Annotated in this window: 24 protein-coding genes and 1 pseudogene; 7 read left to right on the top strand and 18 right to left on the bottom strand. The window is 70.7% G+C overall.

Going from position 1 to position 24866, the window contains the following annotated elements:
- Positions 1-9: 9 nt before the first annotated feature.
- A complete protein-coding gene (locus ACWCQS_RS12125) occupies positions 10-666 on the bottom strand; it encodes a hypothetical protein (RefSeq protein WP_451004334.1) in 657 nt (218 codons plus the stop codon).
- Positions 667-784: 118 nt separating this feature from the next.
- Here ACWCQS_RS12125 and ACWCQS_RS12120 point away from each other — a divergent pair, with 118 nt between their 5' ends.
- Both ACWCQS_RS12120 and ACWCQS_RS12115 read left to right on the top strand, forming a co-directional pair.
- On the top strand, positions 785-2752 hold the full coding sequence (locus ACWCQS_RS12120) for an O-antigen ligase family protein (protein WP_451004333.1): 1968 nt from the start codon (positions 785-787) through the stop codon (positions 2750-2752).
- Positions 2749-3648 carry a glycosyltransferase family 2 protein gene (locus ACWCQS_RS12115; protein WP_451004332.1) on the top strand — a complete coding sequence of 300 codons (900 nt, stop codon included), beginning with the start codon at positions 2749-2751 and terminating at the stop codon, positions 3646-3648. Before ACWCQS_RS12120 ends, ACWCQS_RS12115 begins: the two co-directional genes overlap by 4 nt.
- A 19-nt stretch (positions 3649-3667) precedes the next feature.
- Here ACWCQS_RS12115 and ACWCQS_RS12110 read toward each other — a convergent pair whose 3' ends face one another.
- The 13 genes from ACWCQS_RS12110 to ACWCQS_RS12050 all read right to left on the bottom strand — a co-directional run bounded on the left by ACWCQS_RS12110 (position 3668) and on the right by ACWCQS_RS12050 (position 16971).
- On the bottom strand, positions 3668-4459 hold the full coding sequence (locus tag ACWCQS_RS12110) for a glycosyltransferase family 2 protein (protein WP_451004331.1): 792 nt from the start codon (positions 4457-4459) through the stop codon (positions 3668-3670).
- An 11-nt stretch (positions 4460-4470) separates the two neighbouring features.
- The gene (locus tag ACWCQS_RS12105) at positions 4471-5418 is read right to left on the bottom strand and encodes a hypothetical protein (protein ID WP_451004330.1); all 948 of its coding nucleotides are present in this window, start codon (positions 5416-5418) and stop codon (positions 4471-4473) included.
- Positions 5415-6905 (bottom strand): oligosaccharide flippase family protein, encoded by a 1491-nt coding sequence (locus ACWCQS_RS12100; protein WP_451004329.1) that lies wholly within the window; start codon positions 6903-6905, stop codon positions 5415-5417. Before ACWCQS_RS12100 ends, ACWCQS_RS12105 begins: the two co-directional genes overlap by 4 nt.
- A complete protein-coding gene (locus ACWCQS_RS12095) occupies positions 6868-7695 on the bottom strand; it encodes a Wzz/FepE/Etk N-terminal domain-containing protein (RefSeq protein WP_451004328.1) in 828 nt (275 codons plus the stop codon). The genes ACWCQS_RS12100 and ACWCQS_RS12095 overlap by 38 nt, the downstream gene beginning before the upstream one ends.
- 51 nt (positions 7696-7746) lie before the next feature.
- The gene (gene wecB / locus ACWCQS_RS12090) at positions 7747-8862 is read right to left on the bottom strand and encodes a non-hydrolyzing UDP-N-acetylglucosamine 2-epimerase (RefSeq protein ID WP_451004327.1); all 1116 of its coding nucleotides are present in this window, start codon (positions 8860-8862) and stop codon (positions 7747-7749) included.
- A 3-nt stretch (positions 8863-8865) separates the two neighbouring features.
- Positions 8866-10125, bottom strand: a complete 1260-nt coding sequence (locus ACWCQS_RS12085; RefSeq protein WP_451004326.1) for a nucleotide sugar dehydrogenase — start codon at positions 10123-10125, stop codon at positions 8866-8868.
- The gene (locus ACWCQS_RS12080; protein WP_451004325.1) at positions 10125-10895 is read right to left on the bottom strand and encodes a WecB/TagA/CpsF family glycosyltransferase; all 771 of its coding nucleotides are present in this window, start codon (positions 10893-10895) and stop codon (positions 10125-10127) included. The genes ACWCQS_RS12085 and ACWCQS_RS12080 overlap by 1 nt, the downstream gene beginning before the upstream one ends.
- Positions 10892-12064, bottom strand: coding sequence for a hypothetical protein (locus tag ACWCQS_RS12075; RefSeq protein WP_451004324.1), 1173 nt, complete (start codon positions 12062-12064; stop codon positions 10892-10894). The genes ACWCQS_RS12080 and ACWCQS_RS12075 overlap by 4 nt, the downstream gene beginning before the upstream one ends.
- Positions 12065-12355: 291 nt before the next feature.
- Entirely contained in the window at positions 12356-12955 is a 600-nt protein-coding gene (locus ACWCQS_RS12070) for an acyltransferase (RefSeq protein WP_451004323.1), read from the bottom strand.
- Positions 12952-13845, bottom strand: coding sequence for a dTDP-4-dehydrorhamnose reductase (gene rfbD, locus ACWCQS_RS12065; RefSeq protein ID WP_451004322.1), 894 nt, complete (start codon positions 13843-13845; stop codon positions 12952-12954). The genes ACWCQS_RS12070 and rfbD overlap by 4 nt, the downstream gene beginning before the upstream one ends.
- Before the next feature lie 40 nt (positions 13846-13885).
- Positions 13886-14875: a dTDP-glucose 4,6-dehydratase gene (gene rfbB / locus ACWCQS_RS12060; protein ID WP_451004321.1), complete on the bottom strand. Its 990-nt coding sequence runs from the start codon at positions 14873-14875 to the stop codon at positions 13886-13888.
- A complete protein-coding gene (locus tag ACWCQS_RS12055) occupies positions 14872-15936 on the bottom strand; it encodes a glucose-1-phosphate thymidylyltransferase (protein WP_451004320.1) in 1065 nt (354 codons plus the stop codon). Before ACWCQS_RS12055 ends, rfbB begins: the two co-directional genes overlap by 4 nt.
- A gap of 87 nt (positions 15937-16023) precedes the next feature.
- Positions 16024-16971 carry a DMT family transporter gene (locus ACWCQS_RS12050; protein ID WP_451004319.1) on the bottom strand — a complete coding sequence of 316 codons (948 nt, stop codon included), beginning with the start codon at positions 16969-16971 and terminating at the stop codon, positions 16024-16026.
- Positions 16972-17204: 233 nt separating this feature from the next.
- Here ACWCQS_RS12050 and ACWCQS_RS12045 point away from each other — a divergent pair, with 233 nt between their 5' ends.
- The 4 genes and pseudogenes from ACWCQS_RS12045 to ACWCQS_RS12030 form a co-directional block, all read left to right on the top strand.
- Positions 17205-17924 carry an FAD binding domain-containing protein gene (locus ACWCQS_RS12045; RefSeq protein ID WP_451004318.1) on the top strand — a complete coding sequence of 240 codons (720 nt, stop codon included), beginning with the start codon at positions 17205-17207 and terminating at the stop codon, positions 17922-17924.
- A gap of 121 nt (positions 17925-18045) precedes the next feature.
- Positions 18046-18783 carry a helix-turn-helix transcriptional regulator gene (locus ACWCQS_RS12040; RefSeq protein WP_451004317.1) on the top strand — a complete coding sequence of 246 codons (738 nt, stop codon included), beginning with the start codon at positions 18046-18048 and terminating at the stop codon, positions 18781-18783.
- A gap of 77 nt (positions 18784-18860) precedes the next feature.
- Positions 18861-19295 carry a hypothetical protein gene (locus ACWCQS_RS12035; RefSeq protein ID WP_451004316.1) on the top strand — a complete coding sequence of 145 codons (435 nt, stop codon included), beginning with the start codon at positions 18861-18863 and terminating at the stop codon, positions 19293-19295.
- A 74-nt stretch (positions 19296-19369) separates the two neighbouring features.
- A pseudogene (locus tag ACWCQS_RS12030) lies at positions 19370-19687 on the top strand (DUF2231 domain-containing protein); the annotation flags it as partial.
- 948 nt (positions 19688-20635) lie between these two features.
- On the opposite strand, the gene ACWCQS_RS12025 reads toward ACWCQS_RS12030, so the two are convergent.
- Both ACWCQS_RS12025 and ACWCQS_RS12020 read right to left on the bottom strand, forming a co-directional pair.
- A complete protein-coding gene (locus tag ACWCQS_RS12025; RefSeq protein ID WP_451004315.1) occupies positions 20636-22540 on the bottom strand; it encodes a hypothetical protein in 1905 nt (634 codons plus the stop codon).
- Positions 22541-22620: 80 nt separating this feature from the next.
- On the bottom strand, positions 22621-23172 hold the full coding sequence (locus tag ACWCQS_RS12020) for a hypothetical protein (RefSeq protein WP_451004314.1): 552 nt from the start codon (positions 23170-23172) through the stop codon (positions 22621-22623).
- Between the two features lie 678 nt (positions 23173-23850).
- Here ACWCQS_RS12020 and ACWCQS_RS12015 point away from each other — a divergent pair.
- On the top strand, positions 23851-24096 hold the full coding sequence (locus ACWCQS_RS12015; protein ID WP_451004313.1) for a hypothetical protein: 246 nt from the start codon (positions 23851-23853) through the stop codon (positions 24094-24096).
- Between the two features lie 12 nt (positions 24097-24108).
- On the opposite strand, the gene ACWCQS_RS12010 is transcribed toward ACWCQS_RS12015, so the two are convergent.
- Positions 24109-24429 carry a hypothetical protein gene (locus ACWCQS_RS12010; RefSeq protein WP_451004312.1) on the bottom strand — a complete coding sequence of 107 codons (321 nt, stop codon included), beginning with the start codon at positions 24427-24429 and terminating at the stop codon, positions 24109-24111.
- Positions 24430-24482: 53 nt separating this feature from the next.
- Entirely contained in the window at positions 24483-24863 is a 381-nt protein-coding gene (tsaA, locus tag ACWCQS_RS12005; RefSeq protein WP_451004719.1) for a tRNA (N6-threonylcarbamoyladenosine(37)-N6)-methyltransferase TrmO, read from the bottom strand.
- Positions 24864-24866 lie beyond the last annotated feature (3 nt).

Below are 24866 nucleotides of genomic sequence, written 5' to 3'. Positions count from 1 at the left end.
CAGTACGGCTCAGCCGGCCACGGGAACGGGACCGGCCTGCCGGACAGGCACGGCCTGACGGCGCCTCATCACGTACCGGTCGAGCCACAATGCGCCGAGAATGCCGCCGGCGAGGCCCAGCAGGGCCGTGCCGGCCAGACCCCGGCTCTTGATGCCCTGCACCTCGGTGGCGCTCGGGGAGGTCAGTACGGAGGCGGTGATCCGTGCCCCGGAGGGAACTCCCTGAGCCGTCTGCATCTCCTCGACGTGCCGGGTGTAGACGTCGATGATGCGGCGCACCGCCGTGACGGCCGCGTTGGGGTCGGACGCCTGCGACTGCACCTGCAGGGAAGGGATCAGATAGCGCGGTGTCGCGCTGGTGCCGCTGTTGCGGGGCACGAGGTGGTAGGTCCCGTGGACCCCCGCCGCGCTCAACTCCCTCGCCCCGGCGGGGGATTGCAGCTGCTGGACGACCGCGTAGGAGACCACGGCGAGCGGCGGCTGCAGATTGGTGAGCTGGTTGGGCTGGTTCTGCGTCACCGGCGGCTTGAGGACGACCACCGCGGAGCCGACGTACTGGGGGGCCGGGCGCATCACGTGGTACGCACCGGCGGCCGTCAGCAGCAGCGCGACCGCTACGACGTACCAGCGGCGGAGCAGCGCATCGGCGACGTTCCCGGGCGACATACGAGTTCCTTCCGTCACCCCCGATACTGGCAGGACGCGCGGCTGGATGCCACCGAATGGGGGTTGGTTCGTGAGCCTTGGTGAGATATGGGCCATTCTGCGCAGACGTTGGTACTTCATGGTGCCCTTCACCCTGCTCAGCCTGCTCGGCGGCGCGTATCTGTACGTGACCGTGCCCGTCTCCTACCAGTCGCAGAGCTCGGTCGCGCTGCTGGACTCCTCGGCCGTCGCCCGGTTGGCCCCCACCTTCGGCAACCCGATCTCCAATGCGGGCGGTTCGCTCATCGTCACGGCCGACGTGCTGATCAGAACCCTTGAATCGGCAGACGCCGCCAAGGAGTTGAACAGCCGTGGCGTCACGGATCCCTACACGGCCGGCTTCGCGCCGGAGAGCGAGAGCCCGCTCCTCTCGCTCAGCGTCACCGGCACCGACCGGGCGAAGGTGCTCAAGGAGACCAACACCCTGACGGCCTTCGCCGGCGAACAACTCAAGGTCCTGCAGGCCGCCGCCAAGGTCCCGCCCACCTACTTCGTCCAGACGGCGCCGGTCGTCCTGCCGCAGGCCCCGGTGTCGAAGTCCAAGAGTCGCTACCAGGACATCGCGGCGGTCGTCATCCTGGGTGTCGTCAGCGCGTTCCTGCTGTCGATCCTGCTGGAGGGCGTCGCGGTGGTCCGTCGCAGGCGGCGCGCCGGGAACGGCCCCGCCCCGCGACCACAGGACGCCCGCACCACCGAGCGAGGACTGCTCGGCCGACGCGTCGACGCCACGGCGATCCTCACCGTCTACCTGGTGCTGGCCTTCTTCATCCCGTCGAACCTGGCCCTGCCCGCGCTCGGCGGCGTCGGCACCCCGGCCAACGTCTTCGCCCTGCTGGGCCTGCTGTGGTACCTCGCGACCTGGCTCGGCGGCCGTATCCTTCCCGCGCCGGGCACCAGGACCCCCCGGGTCGCGCTGTGCGTGCTCGGGCTGGCGGTCCTGACGGCCTACGTCGCGGACGCGATGCGCGAGAGCTCGCACGAGGAGGTCCTCGGGGCCGACCGAGGGCTCATCGCATTCCTGGTGTGGGTGTCGCTCGTCGTCCTGACCTCGGCGGCCGTACAGGAGCGCGGGCGGCTGGACGTGCTGATGCGCCGGATGGTCGTCATGGGCTCCGTCGTCGCCGCGATCGGGTTCTACGACTTCTTCGCCGCAACCAACATCGCCGACTCCATCCACATCCCCGGCCTCCAGACCAGCGTGGCCCAGGTGAGCGTCATGGACCGCGGCGCCTTCACCCGGCCCCGGGCCACCACGGCCCAGCCGCTCGAGTTCGCCGGCATGCTGGCGATCCTCCTGCCCTTCGCGATCCAGCAGGCCCTGGATCCGGTACGACGCCACCGCCACGCGCTGCGCCGCTGGGGTCCGGTACTGCTGATGGCCGGAGCGCTGCCCCTGTCCGTGTCGCGGACCTCGATCATCGGCCTGCTGCTGGTGGCGCTGGTGATGGTGCCGCGCTGGAAACCGGCCCGCCGCTGGGCCGCGATCGGCGTGATGACGGCCTCCGTGGCCGTCTTCAAGGTCCTCGTGCCAGGGCTGATCGGCACGATCACGGGTCTGTTCGCCTCGTTCCTGTCCAACTCCGACAGCAGCACCCAGGCCCGCACGGTCAAGTACAGCGCGATCATGCCGTATCTGAAGGAACATCCATGGTTCGGGAGAGGCTTCGGCACCTTCACTCCCGACCTGTACTTCTTCACCGACAACCAGTACATGCTGGGCCTGGCCGAGATGGGCGTGCTCGGGCTCGTCGCCCTGCTCGTCCTGTTCGTCACCGGAATCCATCACGGCGGTGCCATCCGGCGCCTGGCCCGGACCGAGTCCGACCGCGAGCTGGGCCAGGCGTTCTTCGCCTCGTCGCTGGTCGCCCTGGTCATCAGCGCCACGTTCGACTCGCTCAGCTTCCCCATGTTCGCCGGCATGTTCTTCCTGATCCTGGGGGCGGGGGGCAGCTGTCTGGGCTTCGTACGGCGCGAAGCTGCCGCCGCCGCACAGGGCCCCGTTGAGACCCCAGAAGTCCAGCTCCCCCAACTCGTGGAGTCCCGATGAGCACCGTCGCCGTCATCGTCGTCACCTGGAACAGCGCCTCGGTGCTCCCCGGATTCATCGCCGCGCTCGGCGAGGGCATGGCCGGCCTCGACTGGCGGCTGGTCGTCGCCGACAACGACTCGGCCGACGACACCGTCGAGGTTCTGCAGGCCCTGGCCCCCGACGCCACCGTCGTCCAGACCGGCCGCAACGCCGGGTACGCCGCCGGGATCAACGCCGCGCTGGGTGCTGCCGGTGAGTACCGGGTCGCTCTCATCTGCAACCCCGACATCCGTATGCGGCAGGGCTGTGCAGAACGGCTCCTCGAGAGCCTCGGCGACGGAGTGGGCATCGCCGTGCCCCTGCTGTACGAAGAGGGCCGCGACACGCCCCACTACTCGCTGCGCCGCGAGTCGAGCGTGCTGAGGGCCCTGGGCGAGGCCGTCATCGGCAACCGCCGGGCCGGGCGATTCCCGCGCCTCGGCGAACTCGTCACGGACCCGGCCGCGTATCGACGGCCCACGCGCGCCGACTGGGCGACCGGCGCGCTGATGGCCGTCTCGGCCGACTGCCTGGCCGCTTGCGGCCCGTGGGACGAGTCGTTCTTCCTCTATTCGGAGGAGACCGAGTACTGCCTGCGAGCACGCGACCTGGGATACGTCACGCAACTGGAGCCGAAGGCCGAGGCCGTGCATCTGGGGGGCGACTCCCAGGTCTCGCCCCGGCTGTGGACCCTCCTCACGCTCAACCGGGTGCGGCTGTACGGGCGGCGGCACGGAGCCGTCGCGACCGCGTGCTTCAGAGGTGCCGTGTTCCTGCGCGAGACATCGCGGGCTCTTCTCGGCCGGAAGGCCAGCCGCGCCGCGGCGACCGCACTGCTCAGGCCGGGCGCGCTGCAGGTCACGCCGGGACCCTGAGGCCCGGTTCGACGGACGCTCAGCCGGACCAAGTCGTGTAGAAACTCCCGGGGTTCACCAGATACCGCACGGTGGCGTACGGCACATGGCGCACGCGGTGGCTGCGGCTGTACCGGTGCACGAGCTCCCAGTCCTCACGCGGGAGCACGTCCGGGGTACGCCGCAGACGGCTGAAGCGCAGGGCCCGGTTGCGTCGGGCGACGAACGCGTTGGTGTCCAGAAAGGATTCCCGAGCGGCGCGTCGGCGGTCGAACGGCACGGACAGGATGTCCCGCTCGGTCCCGTCCGGCAGGACACGGCGCAGCGCCGTGTAGACGCCGTCCGGACCGCCAGGGGACTCCAGGACCGCCAGGGCCCGTTGCAGATGGTCGGGTTCCCACAGGTTGTCGTCATCCAGGAACGCCACGTACCGCGAGCGGGTGAGGCGGATGCCGACATTGCGCACGACGCCGGCCACGCCGGTGTTGCGCGCCAGCGAAACGGCGAAGAGCCGTGGATCGTCGGGCAGTTCGGGAAGCCCGGCACCGTCGTCCACGACGACCACGACCTGATCGCGAACGGTCTGGGCGAGGGCCGACCGGACGGCCGCCCGCAACTCGTCCGGGCGGCGGTGGGTGGCGATGACCGTCGCGACGAGGGCGGTGGGCAGAGGAGCGGCGGCAGCCGCGAGGCGGCGGGTCTCCGCGGTCTCGAAGCGGCGCAGCCGCAGCGCGGAGGCGAGGAGCAGGACCTTGTTGCGAAGCTCGAAGAGGACGAGCCAGCCGAAGGTGCGCTTGAGGAGCTCCCAGGGGGCGCGGGTGATGCGTCGCATGATCCTCCTTCTCAGCCGGCCGGCTCGGGGCTGACCGGGGTGCCGTCGGAGAAGCGGTTGTCGCGCCAGACATTGCCGGGACCGCCGGCGTTCCAGGCGGTGACGGCCCCGTAGACGCCGCTGTTGCGGTGGTACCGGGTCGAGAAGACGTTGTTCGTGACCCTGATCCCGGTGGCGCCCGGGCCACCCCCGTAGAGGGCGTACGCGCCGCCGGCCAGCAGATTGCCGTCGACGACCGTGTTGGACACATGGCCGGTGTCGGCGAACAGGCCCAGGGCGGCGGACGCTCCCCGGTCGACGGCGACGGGGTTGAGCAGTGTGTTGTGACGGATGATCAGCCGGCCCTTGGTGCCGCCGCCGCTGATCACCGCATCGGTGTGCTGCCACTCGCCGCCGTTGTTGCGGAAGGGGACGAGGTCGTGGACGTAGTTGTCGTGCAGGTAACCCTGGCCCATGGACAGGGCGTTGCCGAAGACGGCGATGTCGCACCAGCCGACCTCGACGGAGCTGGTGCCCATGTTGGAGACGGCGTAGTCCACTCCGCCGTTGTCGGGGCCTTTGCCGGGAACGGCGGTGATGGTGGTGTGCAGGATCCTCAGGCCGTGGTGGCCGGGGCGCAGGTTGACCCCCCACCAGTTGGCGGAGGTGATCCTGCTGTCGACGATGGTCACGTCGTCGGCATAGATGTCGAGTGAGCCGGTGATGTCCCACCCCTTGATGACGGTCCCGTCGGCCTTGACGCTCATGTTCCCCGTGGAGTGCGGTGCCAGGGGGATGCGGGGACCGGTGGTGCGGGCGTCCGGGAAACCGGCTTCGCCCGGCGCCGCGGGGGTGGCCTGAGCCGTGCCGGGGGAGTGGCTCCGGGCGGGCGGTGCGGAGTCGGTGCCCGAGGCGCCCGGAGAACAGGCGGCGGACAGCAGGAGGGCCAGGCCGGCGAGCAGACGACGGAGCCTCGTCATACGGTCTCCGGCGTCCGGGAACCGAGCAGGAAACGGCGGCCGGGCAGCACGCACACCACGTAGCAGGCCAGCGCGGCTGCGCCGATGCCGAACAGGGCGGGGGTGCCGTCGCCGAGCAGCCGCTTCGCCGCGACGACGACCAGGGTCATCACGGCTCCTCCGAAGAAGGGCCAGGCGCAGGCCCTGGCGATGGGGGCGAGGCCGATCCCGGCCCGGCCGAGGGCGTACAGGAAGGCGGGGACGACGAGTCCTGTGGCGACCAGCACATGGCCCTGGGAGACACCGACGATGCCGCCCAGGCGCGCGCCGACGACGAGGACGGGGATGAGGGCGACGACCCAGAGAGCCTGGGTGAGGATCAGGGAGCGGCGCTGCCCGGTGGCGACGAGGCAGTCGTAGGCGAGTTCACAGCCGATGCGGATCAGGCCCAGGGCCATCAGCCAGGGCAGCGCATCGGCGGCGGGCACCCACCTGCCGCCGTACACCAGGCGGACGACCGGGGCGGCGAGGCCGCCGAGCAGGACGCACAGGGGCACGGTGCCGGTGACCAGCACCGCCAGGGCGCGGCTGAAGCCCTGGGCGAGGGCCTGCGGGGAGGCGGCGAGACGGGAGAAGCCGGCGAAGGAGACACGGCGGGCGGCCTCGGAGATGACGCGCACCGGCCAGCCGGACATGTTGAACGCCAGGACGTAGAAGCCGAGGGAGACTCCGCCGAGGGTGGAGCCGACGACCATGGTGTCCACGTTGACGACGGCGAGGGCGAGGAGGCTCGCGCCGGCCAGCGGAAGACCGAACTTCAGCAGGGCCCGGGCCTGTTGGGGATCCCAGCCGAACCGCAGGGTGCCGGGGGCGGCCAGGGCGCAGCCGGCGAGGGCGGCGATGTTGCCCGCGACCGCGCCCCAGGCGAAGCTCATCGCGCCCCGGCCGGCGAAGGCCAGCACGAGCGTCACGGCGGTGCTGAGGACGAAGTTGAGCGCGTCGATGAGCATCCGCCTGCCCTGGGCGAACTCCCGGGTCAGGAAGCCGGCCGGGACCTGGGCCACCCCGTCGATCACCAGGCACAGGCACATGACCCGCAGTACGCCCGAGGCGTCGGGAGAGTCGAGCAGCCGGGCCACCGCCGGCGCCGAGACGAAGAGGGCGGCGTACAGCAGGCCGCTGGACGCGGTGGCCAGGGTCAGTACCGTCGGCGCGAAGCGGCGGGGGTCGTCCCAGCGGACGATGGCCAGGCTGACGCCCAGTTCGTTCGCGGAGAGCAGGACCAGGAGCACGGTCTGGGCGATGCCGTAGACGCCCCACTGGGCCGGTCCGAGGGCGAAGCGCGCCAGCAGGATGCCGGTGGCGAAATTGCCGAGGCGCATCACCACGGTGTTGATCAGGCTCCAACGGGCCGCCGAACGGACCTTACGGCCGAGGGAGTTGGGAGCGGGGGCGGGGGTGTCGCTCGGCTCAGCGGTCTCGCTGTCCGGTGTGCGAACGCTGTCCATGAGTCGATTCCTCGTCGAGCGGCTCGGCGGCGGGCACCACGGCCACGACGGGCCGCCCGGCCCTCGGCTCCGCGGCGGACCTGTTCTCGGTGGACCGCGACCAACTGGGCGTCTGCCTGAGGGCGATGGTCTGTTCCGCGACCGGTTCCCCGGCCGCCGGCTGCGCGGGATCCTCCGGCCGGGCGGACGTCTGCGGCCGACGGCGCGCCTCCACGTAGAAGACGGCGACCAGGCTCAGCACCAGACCCAGGCACCCGCCCATGACCAGGTACTCGAGCCGGGTCTTGGTCTGCGCCACCGGGTTCTGCGGGGGCACGATGGTCGTCATACGGATCATGGCCTTCGGGGCGACCGACTGCTGTTTCTGGAACTGGTCCAGCCGCTCCTCGGCGTACGCCGTGAGGATCTTGTCCGAGGCCAGGACCGCGGTCTTGTCGGGGCCGGTGACGGTGAGCCACATCAGCGGCCCCTGCGCGTTGTCGGCAAGCTTGGCCTCGAACGTCCCTGTTGCACCACGGGACTTCAGCTCCCGGACCGAGCCGTCGGAGTTGAGGTTGCGGGCCAGGCCGTCGGCCATGCCGGTGAGCGAGGTCTGGGAACTGAGGAAGGGGTTGCCGTCGTAGGCCATCGTGGCCTTCTGGGAGTTCAGGAGAACCACCGTGCTCTGCGACTGGTAGGTGACCGGAACCAGCAGGGCCACGGCGACCGTCAGGCCGGCGGTCAGCAGCAGTCCGGGCAGCAGGACGTACCAGCGCCTGCGCATGACACGGAATATCTCAGCCAGATCCATGGTGGTCCCCCCTCGCGACCCGACGTTCGACGAGCATATGTTGCAAGCGGATCATATGGAGAACGTTGGGTCGGTGGGCCTCGGCCGCGTGCTCGCCGTGCCTCCTTCCAACAGCACATCGGCGATGCGGTCGCTCGCGCGGCCGTCCCACAGGCCGGGCCGACGCGGCGCGGGCGGATCGTCCAGCATCCGGTCCACGATGGCCACGATGCGTGCCGGATCCCGGCCGGCCAGCACATTGGTGCCCTGCTCGACGGTCACGGGCCGCTCGGTGTTGTCCCGCAGGGTCACGCACGGCACGCCCAGCGCGGTGGTCTCCTCCTGCACGCCGCCCGAGTCGGTCAGCACGAGCCGGGCGGCGTCCTGCAGGGCGATGAAGTCCAGGTATCCGGCCGGCGGCACGAGCCGGACGCCTCCGGGGACGCCGACGTCGGCCAGCCGCTGCGCCGCGCGGGGATGCACGGGCAGCAGCAGCGGGCAGCGGCCGGCGATCTCGCCCAGGGCCTTCAGGAGCGCGGCGAGGACCTCGGGGTCGTCCACATTGGCGGGGCGGTGCAGGGTGACCAGGCCGTACTCGCCCCTGGCCAGGCCGTAGCGGCCCAGGACGTCCGAGGCCCTGGCCCGCTCCAGGTTGGCCAGCAACGTGTCGATCATGACGTTGCCCACGAGGTGGATCTGGTCGTTCCGGTACCCCTCCGCACGCAGGTTGTCGCCGGCGTCGGGCGAAGGCGCCAGCAGATAGTCGCTGAGGCGGTCGGTGACGACACGGTTGACCTCCTCCGGCATGCTCCAGTCGCGACTGCGCAGGCCCGCCTCGACGTGGGCCAGCAGGGGCCCGGCCTTGGCCGTGACGAGGGCACAGGCCAGCGTGGAGTTGATGTCGCCGACCACGACGACGATGTCCGGGGACACCTCGCCGAGCAGCGGCTCGAACGCGGTCATCACGCGTCCGGTCTGCTCGGCGTGGGTGCCGGACCCGACCCCGAGGAAACGGTCGGGCGGCCGGATGCCGAGGTCGGCGAAGAACACGTCGTTCATGGCCGGGTCGTAGTGCTGCCCGGTGTGGACGAGGACCACCTCGGCGCCCCGGCGCTCCAAGGCGTCCATCACCGGTTTGATCTTCATGTAGTTGGGGCGCGCCCCGGCGACGCAGACGATGCGCGGCATGGTTCAGAGCACCTCGATCGTGGGTCCGGACGGCAGCCGTCGACGGCAGTCGAGGACGAAGGGGGCGTGCTCGGCGACGAGTTCGTAGTCGAAGCTGTCATGGTCGGCGAGCAGCACCACCACATCGGCGGACGCCAGCTCCTCCTGCGTCAGTTCGACCCGCACCAGCCGGGTGTCCACCGGCAGACTCTCGACGACATGCGGGTCCGCCGCCTTGACCTGGGCCCCCATGTCGAGCAGCAGTTGGGATATGCGCAGGGCGGGCGACTCGCGGGCGTCGCCGGTGTTCTTCTTGTACGCCAGACCGAGCAGCAGGATGCGCGAGCCGTTCACGGAGCGGCGTCTTTCGTTGAACAGGTCGCTGATGCGGCGCGCCACGTACTCGGGCATGTGGTTGTTGATGTCGTTGGCCAGCTCCACGAAGCGGAAGCTCTGGCCGAGTTCGCGCTGCACCCGCCAGGACAGGTACGAGGGGTCGATCGGCAGGCAGTGGCCGCCGACGCCCGGTCCGGGGGTGAACCTCATGAAGCCGAAGGGCTTGCTGGAGGCGGCGTCGATGGCCTGCCAGACGTCGATGTCCAGGTGATGGGCGAACATCGCGATCTCGTTGACCAGCGCGATGTTCACATGGCGGAAGGTGTTCTCCAGCAGCTTGGCGAGTTCGGCCTCCTTGGGCGAGCGCACCGGCACGGTGGTGTCGACGAGCCCTGCGTAGAAGTCCTGAACGGCCTTGAGCGACGCCGCGTCCACGCCGGAGACGACTTTCGGGGTCTCCTTGAAACCCCAGACGGAGTTGCCCGGGTCGATCCGCTCGGGGCTGTAGCCGAGGTGGAAGTCGCTTCCGGCGGTGAGGCCCGAGCCGTCCTCCAGGATCGGGGCGAACAGCTCCTCGGTGGTGCCGGGATAGGTGGTCGACTCCAGGACGACGGTGGATCCGGGGCGCAGATAGCGGGCGAGGGTGACCGCGGACTCCTTGATGTAGCGCAGGTCGGGCGTGCCCTCGTGCAGCGGGGTCGGGACGGTCACCACGGCGACGTCGAAACCGCCGCAGTCGCGGGCCGAATCGCTCGGACGGTAGGTGCCGTTGTCCAGCGCCGCGCGGATCCGCTCGGAGGAGACGTCCTCGACGAAGGACTCACCGGCGCAGAGGCTCTTGACCCGTCGGGCGTCGACGTCGTAGCCGATCACCTCGTGTCCGACCTCGGCGGCACGGATGGCCAGTGGCAGGCCGACGTATCCCTGTCCAACCACGACGACGCGCATCAGTGACTCCTGTTCGCGGGAGCGGTCGACGGGTTGAGCCGGATGAACTCTCGCGCCGTCATGAGGAGGAAGGCAGCATTGGTGGTGAGATAGCGTCGGCCCAGGCGGCGCGGCTCCTGCAGCGCGCGGTAGAGCCACTCCAGGCCCCAGCGCTGCCAGGACTCGGGGGCCCGCTTGGTGACCCCGGCCAGGATGTCGAAGGAGCCGCCGACTCCGTGGACGACTCGGGCGCCGGTGCGGGCGCCGTAGGCGGCGGTGAAGACCTCCTTCTTGGGCGAGGTCATGCCGAGGAACAGCATCTGCGCGCCGCTTCGGGCGATCTCCTCCGCTATGGCCTCCTGCTGGGAATCGTCGAAGTAGCCGTTCCGGCTGCCGGCCACCGTCAGGCGGGGGAAGCGGTCGGCCACCCGGTGCAGCATCCGCTCCAGCACGTCCTTTCTGGCGCCGAGGAAGTACACCGACATGCCGGCCGCTTCCGCCTCCGCCAGCAGTCGCAGGAAGAGGTCGATGCCGGCCACCCGTTCCGGCAGCGGGGCGCGTAACACCCGGCCGGCCCAGACCACGGCCTGTCCGTCGGCGAGGACGAGATCGCAGCCGGCCACGGCCCGGGCGAGCCGCGGATCGCGCCGCATGTTCACCAGCTTCGCGGCGTTGACTACCCCGATCTCCAGCTGTCTGCCATCCTGGACCGCTTCGAGGCAGCGCTGTACGGTCTCGTCCATCGTCAGCGGGTCCAGCTCGACACCGAAGAGGGACTGACGCTCGTTCATATGCGGCCCCCCTGCCAGGCGTAGAGCATCCAGCCGAATTCGTACGGCCGGCATTCGCGGTCGACGGAGAGGGGCCGGTACATCCGGTCCAGGGACTTCAGCCGGAGGTCGGGAGCGACGCGGGTGCCGAGTCCCCGGGCGGCGCGTACGGCCTTCTTCGGGTCGCCCCGGTAGACCTTGCGCCAGGTGACGCCCAGCTCGTCGAGGATCAACGGCGCGTGGTGCTCCGGGCGTTCGGCGAGTTCGGGCACGTCCGTCATCCAGCGCAGGCCCTTGCGGACCGACGCCCCGAAGTCGGTGCCGCCGGCGTCGGCGAGATCGAACAGCGCGGTCGGTGCCATCGCGTGCTGGTGGACGCTGTAGACCGGGTAGCCCTCCACGACACCGCCGGTGCGCGCGTCGTAGTGCCACCACCACTGCCCGCCCGCGCCCTGCAACTCGCAGATGCGCGCCGCGCACGCCTCGGCCGCGGCCAGCGCCTCCAAATCGCCGCCCCCGTCGCCGCCGGCGTGGGCGCGGGCCAGGGCCTGGAGCGGGTACGTCTGGTCGGCGAAGCAGCTCACGTGCGCCCGGTACCAGGGCACCAGTCCGGGCCCGGTGGCGTGCGGGAACAGCGGGCTGCTCCCGATCCGGGCCCGCAGCAGGCGGTCGCGGGCGGCGGTGAAACGGCTCTCCACGTCGACCGTGCCGCGAGCCGCCGCGAGGGCGGACAGCACCCATGCGGCCTCGACGGTGTACTGCGGGCGGCCCTCCTCGTCCAGGGCTTCGACCCGTGCGAGGGCGTCGGAGAGTTTGGGGTGTGCGGTCTCGGCGGCGGCCCAGGCGATGAGCGCCGCGTCGCCGAGGTTGGTGACCGCGGGCAGAGACTCGACCAGCAGACCCGTGAACTCCTGGGCAGTGCGCCCGCCGAGCACCGCGCACTGGCGGTCCTCGGGCAGGAACCGGGCCCCGAGCGCGGTGATGGCCGCGTACCGGATACTGGTCCCACGCCGCTCCAGGGTCCAGGAACCATCGGGTGCCTTCCACCCCGCCATGGTGAAGGCGAAGGCCTCACCACCGGGAAGCAGCATCGACGGAAGTCCCGACTCGGCGACTGCCAGCAGTCGCCGGGCGAGCGCGAGCAGTGGCGGCTCCTCGTGACCGAGCGCCGCCAGACGTGTGTTGGTCATCTTCTGGACACACCAACCCCCCTGTGGGTCCTCTTTTTGCGCAGGCTTGTGAGCGCCGCGTCGCGGACGGCCACGCGGCGGACAGCAGACGTCGGAACGTCAGACGTCAGGCGTCGGAGCGGTCGTCACTCCGCGTTTCGGACACAGGCGTCCCACCCGGTAACCCCCCCTGGGCACTGGTTTGTGCGCTGACTGTGCCCGGTCTGCACAGTTCGCACACATGTTATGCCTGCACGTGTTCGAGTATTGGTGTTTTGGGAGAATCAGAAGTCATCCGCGCTCGACGAGAAGTCAGGCGCGCTCGACGAGTTCGCCGTCCTTCTCGTCGTACAGCGCCGCTGTCTCGGGGCACTCCCATCCGCCCGGCTCGCCGTCCCGCGCGACCAGTCGTACGCCGGCCCGGCCGACCCAGCCGATGCGGCGCGCCGGAACGCCCGCCACGAGCGCGAAGTCCGGCACGTCCTTCGTCACCACGGCACCCGCCGCGACCAGCGCCCAACGGCCGACGCGCACCGGCGCCACGCACACCGACCGGGCCCCCAGGGACGCTCCCTCGCCCACCACCACCGCCATGGCCTCCCAGTCGCCACCGCGCTTGAGCCGGCCCTGTGGGTCCACCGATCGGGGGAAGTAGTCGTTGGTGAGCACCGCCGCCGGACCGACGAACGCCCCGTCACCGAGTTCCGCGGGTTCATAGACCAGCGCGTAGTTCTGGAGCTTCACGTTGTCGCCGATCCGCACCCCCGGGCCGACATACGCTCCCCGGCCCACGATGCACCCGCTGCCCAGCCGGGCGTCCTCCCGGATCTGGGCCAGGTCCCAGACCGTCGTCCCGTCACCGATCGTGGCCGTCTCGTCGACCTGGGCGGTCGGCTGGATCCTGAAGTTCACCGGGATGAGCCCTTCTTCTCGTCGAGCAGAGCCGGAAAAGCCGTGTGCAGCGCCTCGCGCCAGTCACGGATCGGTTCGATCCCCGCCCGGCGCCAGCGGCCGTGCCCCAGGACGCTGTACGCGGGACGGGAAGCGGGCCGTGCGAAGGCCGTGCCGGTGGTCGGCCGGACCCGTCCGGGGTCCGCGCCCAGCAGCCGGAAGATCTCCTGGGCCAGGCCGAACCAGGTCGTCTCTCCGCCGCTGGTGCCGTGGTAGACCCCGGCGGGCGCGGCACCGGCGAGGGCGGCACGCCCCAGCCGTACGAGCCGGTCAGCGAGGTCCACCGTCCAGGTGGGCTGTCCGCGCTGGTCGTCGACCACGTCGACGGTGTCCTTGACCGACTCCAGTCCGATCATCGTGTCCACGAAGTTTCCGCCTCCAGCGCCGTACAGCCACGCCGTACGCACGACGTATCCCGCGTCCGGGAGCGTCGCCAGCACCGCCTGTTCCCCCGCCAGCTTGGTACGTCCGTACGCGCTGCGCGGTGCCGTCGGGGCGTCCTCGGGATACGGGCCGGTCCCGTCGCCCCCGAACACATAGTCCGTCGAGACCTGGATCAGCCGGGCGCCCGTCTTCACACACGCCTCGGCGAGGTGCCGGGGTCCGTCGCCGTTGACCCGCAGGGCGTCCGCCTCGTGCGCCTCGGCGTCATCGACGCCCGTCCAGGCGGCGCAGTTGACCACGATGCGGGGCTGGTGCGCGTCGACGACATCGGCCACCGCGTCGGCGTCCGTGATGTCGAGACTGCCACGGGCGAGGCCGACGGTGTTCTCCCCGTCCCGGCGCAGCCGCGCGAGGACGTCCTGTCCGAGCATTCCGGTGCAGCCGGTGATCAGCCAAGTGGTGGTCATGGTTCCCTAGTTCGTGGTCAAAGGGGTGTCGATGCCGGCACTACAACGCCGCGCGCTCCTTCAGCGGCTCCCACCAGGCGCGGTTCTCGCGATACCAAGCGACCGTCTCCGCAAGGCCGGTGGCGAAGTCCTTGCGGGGCCGGTAGCCGAGCTCCTCGCGGATCTTCGTGCAGTCCACGGAGTAGCGGCGGTCGTGGCCCTTGCGGTCGGCGACGTGTTCGACGCTGGTGTCCCAGTCGGCGCCGCAGGCCTCCAGCAGCAGCGCGGTCAGCTCCTTGTTGGTCAACTCGGTGCCGCCGCCGATGTTGTAGACCTCACCGGCGCGGCCCTTGGTGCGCACCAGCTCGATGCCCTGGACGTGGTCGTCGATGTGCAGCCAGTCGCGGACGTTGCCGCCGTCGCCGTACAGCGGGACCTTCCTGCCGTCCAGCAGGTTCGTGATGAACAGCGGGATGAGTTTCTCGGGGAAGTGGTGGTGCCCGTAGTTGTTGGAGCAGCGGGTCACCCGCACGTCGAGGCCGTGGGTGCGGTGGTGGGCGAGGGCCATCAGGTCGCCGGCCGCTTTGGAGGCGGCGTACGGGGAGTTGGGGCGCAGCGGGTCCGTCTCCGGCCAGGAGCCGAAGTCGATGGAGCCGTACACCTCGTCGGTGGAGATGTGCACGAAGGTCTTCGAACCTCCGTGGCGCAGCGCCGCGTCCAGCAGTGTCTGCGTGCCCAGGACGTTGGTCCGGACGAACTCGGTGGCAGCCAGGATCGAGCGGTCCACATGGGACTCGGCGGCGAAGTGGACCACCTGGTCGTGCTCGGCGAGCAACTCGTCGACCAGCGCGGCATCACAGATGTCACCCTGGACGAAGGCGAATCCCGAGTGATCGCGCACCTCGTCGAGATTGGCCGGGTTGCCCGCGTAGGTGAGCCTGTCCAGCACCGTGACCGCCACATCATCCGGGCCGGCCGGGCCGAGCAGCGTGCGGACGTAGTGCGAGCCGATGAAACCGGCACCGCCGGTCACCAAGATCCTGGTGGTCATGAGGAGATCTGCACCTTGCTGTGGTCGCCGAGGACGAGACGGTGGGCGGCAGGCTTGCGAGGCGCGGGAGTCACCTCGACGTTGCGTCCGATGAGGGAGGCCTCCACCCGCCGGACCCCGCTCACCGAGGAGTCGCGCAGCACGATCGAGTACTCGATCTCGCTGTCGTCGATCCGGCAGTCGCCGGCTATCGAGGTGAAGGGGCCGACGTACGAGTCGGTGATCACGGTGTTCGCACCGACGACCACCGGTCCCACGATCCGGCTGCCGGTGACCTTCGCCCCGGGCTCGATCCGCACCCGGCCGATGATCTCGCTGTCGTCGACCGTCCCGTCGATCCGTCGCTCCAGGGTCTCCAGGACCGAGCGGTTGACCTCGAGCATGTCGGTGACGTTCCCGGTGTCCTTCCAGTACCCGGAGATGATCGTGGAACGCACATCACGTCCGGCGTCGATCAGCCACTGGATGGCATGCGTGATCTCCAACTCGCCGCGCCAGGACGGCTCGATGGAGCGGACGGCCTCGTGGATCGCCGGGGAGAACAGATAGACGCCCACCAGAGCCAGCTCGCTCTTGGGATGCCGGGGCTTCTCCTCCAGGCCGATCACCTGGCCCGCCGCGTCCAGCTCGGCCACCCCGAACGCGGTCGGGTCCGGCACCTTCGTCAACAGGATCTGCGCCTCCGGCCGCTCGCTGCGGAAGGCGTCCACGAGGTCCGTGATGCCTCCGACGACGAAGTTGTCGCCGAGGTACATCACGAAGTCGTCGTCACCCAGGAACTCACGGGCGATCAGCACCGCATGGGCCAGACCCAGCGGCGCCGCCTGCGGGATGTAGGTGACGTCGAGGCCGAACGCGGAACCGTCGCCGACCGCCTCCCGGATCTCCTCGGCGGTGTCCCCGACGATGATCCCGACCTCGGTGATGCCCGCCTCGGCGATCGCCTCCAGACCGTAGAACAGCACCGGTTTGTTCGCGACCGGTACAAGTTGCTTCGCCGATGTATGGGTTATGGGGCGCAAACGGGTACCTGAGCCGCCAGACAACAAAAGTGCCTTCATGCATATCACCCTACTTATGCCGGACTTGCTGACGGGGGGATTCCGCGTGCGAGGGGTTCCGGCAACGGGCGCGACCCCGGTGGCCCGCTATCTGGAGCGGGCCGAGGCCGGGGAAGGGTCCGCCGCGGCCGGGGGATGCGGATCCGTGGCCCCTCCGCCGGGAACGCCGCGTGGCCGCAGACCAGCGACCAGGCCGGCGATCAGTACGGCGATGCCCAGCCACACCGACGGCCTCGGCACGCCGCTGCCCGAGACGGCGCCGACGACCGCCGCGGCGAGCGGCGCGATGCCCGTGAGCAGCCCCGCTCGCCCGGCCCCTGCGGCGCGGACCGTGGAGTACCACAGCACGAAGGCGACCGCCGTCACCATCAACGCCAGATATCCGGCGGCCGCCCACTGGGACCCGGACAACTCCCGTACGGCCGACGGCCCTTCGGTCGCCGTGCCGAGCGTGGCCAGCAGCACGGCGGCCAGCCATATCGCGTGCACGGACACTCCCCACGGCGAGTGCCGCCGCAGTACCGGCACCGCGAGCAGCGTGAACGCGGCCTCGCAGCCCAGGGCCAGCGCGGCCCAGGCCACCCCGACGGCATCGGTGCGGCCCGTTCCCTCCACCAGCACCGCGCCCGCCATGACGACCGGCGCGGCCCACAGGACCTGCCGGCTTGGCCTGCGCCGCTCCAGCACCGGACCCACCACCCCGAGAACCACCGGCACACAGGCGACCGCGACGGCGACCACCGCGGGCTCCGCATGATCGACGCCCCGGACCACGGCCACGTTGAACAGCACCAGACCGGTCACCGCGATCCCGGCCAGCCACAGCCACTCGCGGCCCCGTGGCCACACCAGCCGAGCACCGGCGAGCCGTGCCATGACCAAGAGGATCACGGTCGCGGCCGCGTAGCGGACCGCCTGGGTGGTGAACAGTGGCGCGTCGACGAGCGTGCGCGAGACGGTGACGCTGCTGCCGACCAGCGCCATCCCGACCATGCCGGGGACGAGCTGGGCGAGCGAAGCGGAAGGCGTGTCCATACCGCCCACGTTGCCCGCACCGTGGACGTCGGCGACAGGTCCACAATGTCACCGGTGCAAAGGTCCAAAACCATGCTCGGCGGCGGTCGGACCGGTGTGGCGAGGGCACGGCGTGCTCGTGTGAGCCCTGTACGCGCCCCCGCCCGGGCGAGAAGACTGCCTCGGTGAGGGTGGTGGGCCGAGGCATCGCTCGCCGCCTTCGGTCAACTCCTGAGGAAGGCAGGCCGGTCGCTGTGTTGGTGCGTTTCCCCACGTCGGTGTCCGAAGCGCAGCAGTGCCTGGCCGAGGGGGCCGTGCCGATCGGCGGGGCCACGCTTGTTTGGGCCACATGGCAGCGGGACGGCTTTCCCGAGCTGGCCATGTCCCTGCGCGATGTGCCGGAGGCCAACGTGCTGGGGCGGGAGACCGTGGGTGGCGCCGTGGTCCTGCACCGGATGAACGACCGGGTGCCGGATGTGCTGCGCCTGGCGGCCGCCGCAGTGGGCACCGGGGCCGTGCGGCGGACGGCGACGGTCGGCGGCAATCTCGTCGGCAGTGCGCTGCGCTGTCTGCTGCCCGCGGCGATCGCCCTGGACGCCCGGGCGACCGTGCTGGAATCCGACGGCGTCCAGGAGACGGACCTGGCCGAGCTGGTGGCCAAGCGCCCCGTCCTGCTCAGCCTGCGCTGGCGTGAACCGATCGCCTGTGCGTACCGGAAACTCACGGGTGAGGCGGGTGGACCGCCGCCCGTCGTCGTCGCCTCGGCGGTGCACGTCGACGACGGTGGCGACAGGCTGCGGGTCGCCGTACGCGACGGTTACGACGTGCTCAGCGGCAGCGCCCCGTGCGGCGCCGACCCGGCGGAGGCGCTGCAGACGCTGCGCGCGACGGCCTTCGAAGACCTGCCGACCGCCGCGTGGGACGCCGTACGTTCGCAGGTCACCGGCCTGCTGGGTGGGCGCGGCATCGACTGACCTGCGGCCGGGGCAATCTCGTCCAAGGTCGTTTTCGTATGACGCCATGGGAGAGAAACCTCCCGGACAACAGCACCACTGAAGAGTTTCGCCAATTCTTATGGGCGAATACACTGGACGAGTGGGACTGGACCACGCCTCGCTGACCAGCCTGGCCGCCTTCGGCGACGCCACACGGCGCCGCATGTTCGAGCTCATCCGGCACGAGCGGCGGCCGATGACGCGTGAGGAGGTGGCCGACGGCCTCGGCATCTCCCGCAAGCTGGCGGCCTTCCATCTCGACAAGCTGGTGGCCGCCGGTCTGCTCCAGGCCCGCTACGAACCTCCGACGGGCATCCGCAAGGTCGGACGCAGGCCCAAGGTCTATGAACCGACGGGCGAGGCCATCGCGGTGAGCATCCCTGAGCGTCGCTATGGAATGCTGGCCGACGTCCTCACCGAGGCTGTGCTCACCGAGACCGACGACGAATCCGCCCGCGATGCCGCGCTCCGCGTCGCGTACGCGCGCGGGGAAGCCCTGGGCGGCACCGAACGCGAACGGGTGCGTCCCGGACGCCTCGGTGCCGAGCGCGGACTGGGCGTGGCGGCCGAGACGCTCGAGGAGTTCGGCTTCGAGCCCGAGCGCACCACACCCACCTTGCTGCGGCTGCGCAACTGCCCCTTCCACCCCCTGGCGGCCAAGGCCCCGGAACTGGTGTGCGCCGCCAATCAGGCGTTCCTGGCCGGCTATCTGCACGGCCTGGGAAGCGACAGGACCACAGCGGTGCTCGCCCCGCGACCCGGCGCATGCTGCGTGGAACTGCGCGGTGACCGCACGCCGGGAGGCAATCCGGAGGCGGGCACCGCCTGCGAGCGGTGAACACCGGCGGAACCGACCGCCGGCGGCCACCGCCCCCGGCTGGGCTGCTCCCTCCATGACAACAGCTGGAGTCACCGATGAACTCCACCTCCGCGACCGAAGTCACCCTCAGAGGACTGGGAGCGTGCTGCGCCATCGGCAACGTGGTGCTGCACACCGTCCTCATTCCCGATCACCTCGAGGAGAAGTTCTACATCGGCGTTCTGTTCGCCGTGGGCGCTGTCGTCATGCTCTTCGTGGCGGCGGCACTGGTGGCCTTGGCGCGCCCCATGATCGCCTGGCTGACCGGGGCCCTCGTCAGCCTCGGCATGATCGCCGGATTTCTGCTGTCGCGGACCGTCGGCCTGCCCGAGGGCTACCACGAAACCAGCTGGGATCCGCCGTACGGCCTGCTGTCCCTGATCGTCGAAGGACTGTTCGTCCTTGCCTTCCTCGCCTGGCTGGGACGCCCGACGACCGGTGCCGCACCGAGACCGCCTACGCGGCGGACCGGGAGAGTGACGGCGTCTTGACCCGTGGCCAGAATAAGACCAACAATCGTTGGTGAAATAGCTCGACGGCCGGCTCAAGGGCGAGTGCGTGCCGTATGACCGTGGACAGTGATCTCAAGGGCCTGCGGCAGGCGAAGCAGCCGGTCAGCGGAGCGCTGGCAGGGCCGTACGGGCATCCGTTCCATCCGATCCTGGTCACCGTGCCGATCGGGGCCTGGGTGTGCAGCCTGGTCTTCGACATCGCCTCGCGGATCGTCCACCGGCCTGCCTTTCTGGCCCACGGCTCGACCTGGCTGATCGCCATCGGCGTGCTCGGTGCGCTGGCGGCGGCCTGCCTGGGGTTCCTGGACCTGTTCGCCATTCCCACCGGCACGCCGGCCTTCCGCACGGGGCTGGTGCACATGGGGCTGAATCTGACCGTGACCGCCGCGTACGCGGCCGGTTTCGCCTGGCGGCAGGGCGGCAGGGCGGCAGGGCGGCAGGGCGGCAGGGCGGCAGGGCGGCAGGGCGGCAGGGCGGCAGGGCGGCAGGGCGGCAGGGCGGCAGGGCGGCGGGCACCCGGCGGGGCAGGGCGTCGGATACGGCCAACTGGCGCTCTCCACCGTCTCGCTCGCCGTCCTCGGCGTGTCCGGCTACCTCGGCGGCAAGCTCGCCTACCGCTACGGCCTCCGGGGCGCCGAGGAGTCCGCGCAGGCCGAGGGCTACCGCATCCGGCACCGCCCCTGACCGACAGCCCGGCACTCACCCCGTCCGCACCTCGGAACCACCGGAGTACGACATGGACATCGTCGCTCTTGTCGCCTGGGTGATCACCGCCCTCGGCGGATTCGTCCTGCTGGCCCGCTGGATCGCCCGCGGGGGCCTGCGCCAGTAGCAGACGGGGACGACCCGCTTCCCGGCCCCGCTCGTCTTCGGCCACTTCCTGTTCGCGGCGGCCGGACTGGTCGTCTGGATCGTCCATCTCGCGGCCGACCGGTCGGCCCTGGCCTGGACGTCCTTCGGCATCCTGGTCGCCGTCGCGCTGCTCGGTTTCACGATGTTCGCCCGCTGGATCCCCGTGTACCGCTCCGCCCCGGCGGCCGCAGGCGAGGAATCGACGCGCGCGGAACGGCATCTGCCCGTTCCCGTCGTCGCCGCCCATGGCCTCCTCGGCGCGCGACCCTGGTGCTGGTGCTGCTGGCGGCACTGGGAGTGGGCGGCAGCTGACACGGGCAGCGGATGCGGCGAGGAGCCCGGTCAGCCGCCGCCGACCTGGCCGAGGACCATCTCCCCAGCCAGGTGCGCGCCATGGCCGGTCTCGCGCGCGCTGACGGGTGCGCCCCTGGGTTGCCTGCCGGGGCGCACCCGCCTGCCGTCCTGGGTCAGTGCCGGGTCGGGAGGGGATGGGTGGTGTGCGGTGCGGCGACGGGGGCGGCACCTCGGGTCGTGGCGGCCGCGCTGCCGCCGGTGACGGCCAGCGGGCCGGCGGTGTAGAGCGCCTCGTCGAAGGCCTGGCCGCCCGCCGGGGCCTTGCCGACGGCGAAGACGGAGACCGCCTTGCCAGCGATGACGGAGGTGGAGAGGTAGTCGCCGACCATGCTGCCCTGAGTGGTGTTCGCTATCTGGGACAGGGACATGGGGCCGGCCACCGTGGTCGGGCTGCTCCAGGTGCTGCCGCCGTTGGCGGAGGAGATGTAGCCCACCTCCAACTGGCAGGTGGAGGCAGTGCAGTTGGCGTTCGGGTAGAAGTAGTAGTAGAGGCCGATCTTCGCCGTCGTGCCGGAGGTGGCGGGGTCGATGCCGATGCCCGGGATGAAGTGGTCGACGCCGCTGGTGGTGGCGTCGATGGGAACCCGGGTCACGGCCGACCAGCCGGTGCCGTTGGTGGAGGTGGCGTAGACGATGTCGTTGGCCGGGCAGCCGGAGCGGAAGCGGCAGTCCTGCCAGGCGACGTAGATCTTGCCGGATCCGTCGATCTCGGCGGACGGCAGGCCCTCACCGTCGCGCAGATTGCCGGCCACACCATGGCTGGAGACGTTGGCGATCAGCGTGCTGGAGGACCAGCCGGCGCCACCGTTGGTCGAGTTGAAGGCACGCACGGCGCTGCCGTTGGCCGAGTAGGGGACCACGACCGTGCCGTTGGGCTGGACCAGGGGCTGGCCGCCCAGGCCGCTCGGGCCTCCGGACGGGGCCACCGGCGTCGACCAGGTGGCGCCGCCGTCGGTGGAGCGGCTCATCACCACCGCGTTGCCCGAGGACGTGATGTCGACCTCGACGTAGCAGGTGCCGTAGTAGGGGCTGGAGGCGGAGTTGTCGCAGACGATCCACTCCTTGTCGTAGCCCTGGCCGTCGTTGCCGACCGCGATCACCGGGTTCTGCCAGCTCGTGCCGTTCGTGGAGCGGCTGACGGTGACGCCGGCGCCGTTGACGTTGGAGTCGATGACCAGTCCGGCGATCATCCAGGTGCCGTGCTTGGCGTCGTAGGCCACGGCCGGGTCGGAGACTCGGGCCCAGGTGCCGCCCTGGTAGGTGGTGATGCCGGGCAGCATGCCGTGCTGCCAGGTGGTGCCGCCGTCGGTGGAGGTGTTCCAGCCGATGTCGGAGGAGCCGCCGTCGGTGAACCGGCCGACCTGCGAGGAGGCGACGATCGTGTTGCCGTGAGCGAAGGTGTCCGGTTCCAGCTCGGTGGCGTGCTGGCTGGAGGTGTTGGTGAACGGGTCGGTGCTGATCTGGGTCAGTCCGGGCGGCGGGGTGGCGGTGGTGAAGGCGACGTCGTCGTAGAGGGTGTAGGTGGCGTCGCCCGCGTAGTTGTCGTCGTGGCTGAGGAGCTTGAGGGTGTAGCTGTGGCCGGCGGTCACGGACGACGTGACCTGCTTCCAGCCCTGACCGTTGGTGCAGGTCTTGGCCAGCGCGGTCGTCGTGGTGCCGGTCGTGGTGTCGGTCAGGGTGGCCGTGGCCCAGTCGTACGTCAGCGTGTCCGGGCAGGTGACGTCGTACCAGAAGGACAGCTGGGTGGCGCGCGTGGGCGCGGTGAAGGTCTGGGTGATGGAGGAGTCGCCGTTGGTGGGCGAGGTGCCGCCGACCCGGGCGGCGTACGTACCGCTGTGGGCACCGGAGTTGACGACGGCCGTGGTGCCCGCGGCGGTCCAGCCGGTCAGACTGCCGGATTCGAAGCCCCCGTTGGAGACGTCGGCCAGCGCCGGGTGCGAGGCGAGGAGCAGACCGCCTAACGAGAGCAGAGCGGTGGTGGCGGTCGCCACGGATCTGCGGACAGCAGTGCGCGACATGAGGACACCCCTTGTCGTGGAGGGAGGTTCGGACGGGGCCGCCGACGTGAGGTCGGCGGCCCGTGGGACGACGCGGTGGATCAGGACAGGGTCACGTCGTCGTAGCGGGTGTACGTGGCGTCACCCGTCCAGTCGTCGTCATGGCTGATCAGGGTGAGCGTGTAGCTGTGCCCGGCCGTGACCGGGGCGGTCTTCTGGAGCCAGCCGGAGGACGACACACAGGCCTTGGCCAGCACGGTGGTGGTCGTGCCGGTGGTGTTGTCCTTGAGCGTGGCCGTGGCCCAGTCGTAGGTGAGCGTGTGCGGGCAGGTCACGTGGTAGTGGAAGCCGAGCGTGCTGGTTCCGCTCGGCGCCGTGCAGGTCTGCGCGATCGAGGAGCCACCGTTGGTCGGTGACGTACTGCCGAGCCGGGCCGCGTACGTGCCGCTGTGCGCCCCCGAGCTCACGACCGCCGTCGTACCGGCCACAGTCCAGCCGGTCAGACTGCCTGCCTCGAAGCCGCCGTTGGCGATTCCGCCGCCGCTGCCCGAGGTGACCGTCAGGGGGGAGGTCGCCGTATGCGTGGCCGAGACACCCGTGCCGGTGACCGTGACGTTGTACGTCCCTGCCGGAGTCGAGGACGAGGTGGCCACCGTCAGCGTGGCCGAGCCGCCCGCGGTGACCGCCGGACGGCGGGGCCGGTGTCGGCCGAGCGGTGCGGCGCCGGGGGGTCCGGCGCGGTATCGGCCTGAGCGGCCGGAGCGGAGAACCACAGAGCGGGAACTGCGGTCAGGTTCGCGGTGAGCGCGGATATGCGGCCGCGTCTGCGTCTGGATCGGGGCACGGAACATCCTTTCGAACAGCCGGAGATCGTCCGGCATGCGGGGAGAAGAAGGACGTTCACGCCGATGGAGCGCGTGTTCGCAATCCGGCATGGTTGCACCGGACATGTCAAGCGCACAAGAGGGGAGACGCCAGGGCGGCGCGAGGCAACCGAGAATTTACGGAGTACAGCCAACGCACAGCAAAAACACAGGGGTTTGCTCTGTGCCGCTGAAGGGATTTCCCCTGGGGGCATCGTGGGACACCACTTGGGCGCCCGATCGCTGGCCGTGGTCGCCGTCATGGTCCCAGCCGCTGCCTGTGGCGCCGGAGTCGCACTGCCTGCCAAGACGGGCGCCTCCGCCCCCGCCGTTTCGACCCGGTCGTCCCCAGGGAGCCCGGCCCCCATCGGCTCGTCCGCGGCCGGCTCGACCCGCCGGTGCCTCAGCGGCACCGTCACGGTCCGCTAGCCGCCCGCCGACAACCCCCTGCGCACCGCCTGCGTCCACGTGGGTACGACGATCCACATCACCCTGAAGGCGCCGCCCCGCTACGGCTGGGCGCCGCTCACGAGTTCGGACCCGCGGACGGTGTCGCTGCGGGACGACCATGCCGCACCCGACGGGAACTGGTCCGCCACCGCACGCGCCGCCACTGCCGGCACCGCCACCCTCAACTCGGCCGACACCTACACCCCCGATCCGCACGGCCCGAGCTCGCGCGTCTGGCGACTGACTCTGTCCGTGATCCCGTAACCGTCCGTACACCTACGCCGGTTCGACATCCACCAGCAGCCGCCACAGCCGCGTCTGCTGCCCGAACCGGTCTCCGCGGAACGACGACGCCGACTGCAACTCCGCCGCACCGGCCCCGACCGCCCGGACAGTGGCCCGCACGGTACCGTCGGCCGTTTCCGCCGCGATCACTCTCAAGGGCCCGGTGACCACCTCGACCGGCGTCCACCCATAGGCGGCCGATCCGTGCAAGGTGACGACGACCTCGTCGCCCACCCGCACCTGCAGCGGCGGTCCCGCCGGATCCCCGGGACGGTGGACTACGGACACCTGCCTTGCCGCGTGGTCTGCCACGTCACGAACGCTAACCGCTGGGACTCCGTGCCACGAAGGCCAGGGCCGGGCCGTCAACGGTCCGGAGTGAGGAGGGGTTTGACGTCCAGGATCGGGGTCGAGTCGAGCGCTTCGAGGTTGCGGACGTGGACGCGCGTTCCGACGATGGCGAGGATGCGGACCGTATGCAGGCCGATCGGGTTGGGGCGGTCGGGGGCGCGGGTCGCGAAGACGCCGGTGAGCGGGCGCTTGGTGTCGCCGCGCGGGTGGACGCTGAGTGTGTCGCGCTCGGCGCGGTCGAGCCAGGTGAGCAGCAGCACGTCGGTGCCCGGCGCCAGTCCGTCCAGGGCGGGGGCGTACCGATCGCTGAGTAGGCCCGGGGCGCGGTGCCGGGATTGCTCCCGGTCCGTTTCCCCGGACCTCTCGCCGAACCCGCCGTGCCTATTACTAGGCAACGG

It is taken from the genome of Streptomyces sp. NPDC002076 (assembly GCF_053593835.1).
Note: the sequence above shows the minus strand (reverse complement) of the source record. Positions and strands in the feature narration are given on the sequence as shown.

Excerpts from the sequence above, each read along its gene's own strand:
- ACWCQS_RS12125 (WP_451004334.1), bottom strand. The coding sequence starts at position 666 with ATGTCGCCCGGGAACGTCGCCGATGCGCTGCTCCGCCGCTGGTACGTC.
- ACWCQS_RS12120 (WP_451004333.1), top strand. The coding sequence starts at position 785 with ATGGTGCCCTTCACCCTGCTCAGCCTGCTCGGCGGCGCGTATCTGTAC.
- ACWCQS_RS12115 (WP_451004332.1), top strand. The coding sequence starts at position 2,749 with ATGAGCACCGTCGCCGTCATCGTCGTCACCTGGAACAGCGCCTCGGTG.
- ACWCQS_RS12110 (WP_451004331.1), bottom strand. The coding sequence starts at position 4,459 with ATGCGACGCATCACCCGCGCCCCCTGGGAGCTCCTCAAGCGCACCTTC.
- ACWCQS_RS12105 (WP_451004330.1), bottom strand. The coding sequence starts at position 5,418 with ATGACGAGGCTCCGTCGTCTGCTCGCCGGCCTGGCCCTCCTGCTGTCC.
- ACWCQS_RS12100 (WP_451004329.1), bottom strand. The coding sequence starts at position 6,905 with ATGGACAGCGTTCGCACACCGGACAGCGAGACCGCTGAGCCGAGCGAC.
- ACWCQS_RS12095 (WP_451004328.1), bottom strand. The coding sequence starts at position 7,695 with ATGGATCTGGCTGAGATATTCCGTGTCATGCGCAGGCGCTGGTACGTC.
- wecB (WP_451004327.1), bottom strand. The coding sequence starts at position 8,862 with ATGCCGCGCATCGTCTGCGTCGCCGGGGCGCGCCCCAACTACATGAAG.
- ACWCQS_RS12085 (WP_451004326.1), bottom strand. The coding sequence starts at position 10,125 with ATGCGCGTCGTCGTGGTTGGACAGGGATACGTCGGCCTGCCACTGGCC.
- ACWCQS_RS12080 (WP_451004325.1), bottom strand. The coding sequence starts at position 10,895 with ATGAACGAGCGTCAGTCCCTCTTCGGTGTCGAGCTGGACCCGCTGACG.
- ACWCQS_RS12075 (WP_451004324.1), bottom strand. The coding sequence starts at position 12,064 with ATGACCAACACACGTCTGGCGGCGCTCGGTCACGAGGAGCCGCCACTG.
- rfbD (WP_451004322.1), bottom strand. The coding sequence starts at position 13,845 with ATGACCACCACTTGGCTGATCACCGGCTGCACCGGAATGCTCGGACAG.
- rfbB (WP_451004321.1), bottom strand. The coding sequence starts at position 14,875 with ATGACCACCAGGATCTTGGTGACCGGCGGTGCCGGTTTCATCGGCTCG.
- ACWCQS_RS12055 (WP_451004320.1), bottom strand. The coding sequence starts at position 15,936 with ATGAAGGCACTTTTGTTGTCTGGCGGCTCAGGTACCCGTTTGCGCCCC.
- ACWCQS_RS12050 (WP_451004319.1), bottom strand. The coding sequence starts at position 16,971 with ATGGACACGCCTTCCGCTTCGCTCGCCCAGCTCGTCCCCGGCATGGTC.
- ACWCQS_RS12035 (WP_451004316.1), top strand. The coding sequence starts at position 18,861 with ATGAACTCCACCTCCGCGACCGAAGTCACCCTCAGAGGACTGGGAGCG.
- ACWCQS_RS12025 (WP_451004315.1), bottom strand. The coding sequence starts at position 22,540 with ATGTCGCGCACTGCTGTCCGCAGATCCGTGGCGACCGCCACCACCGCT.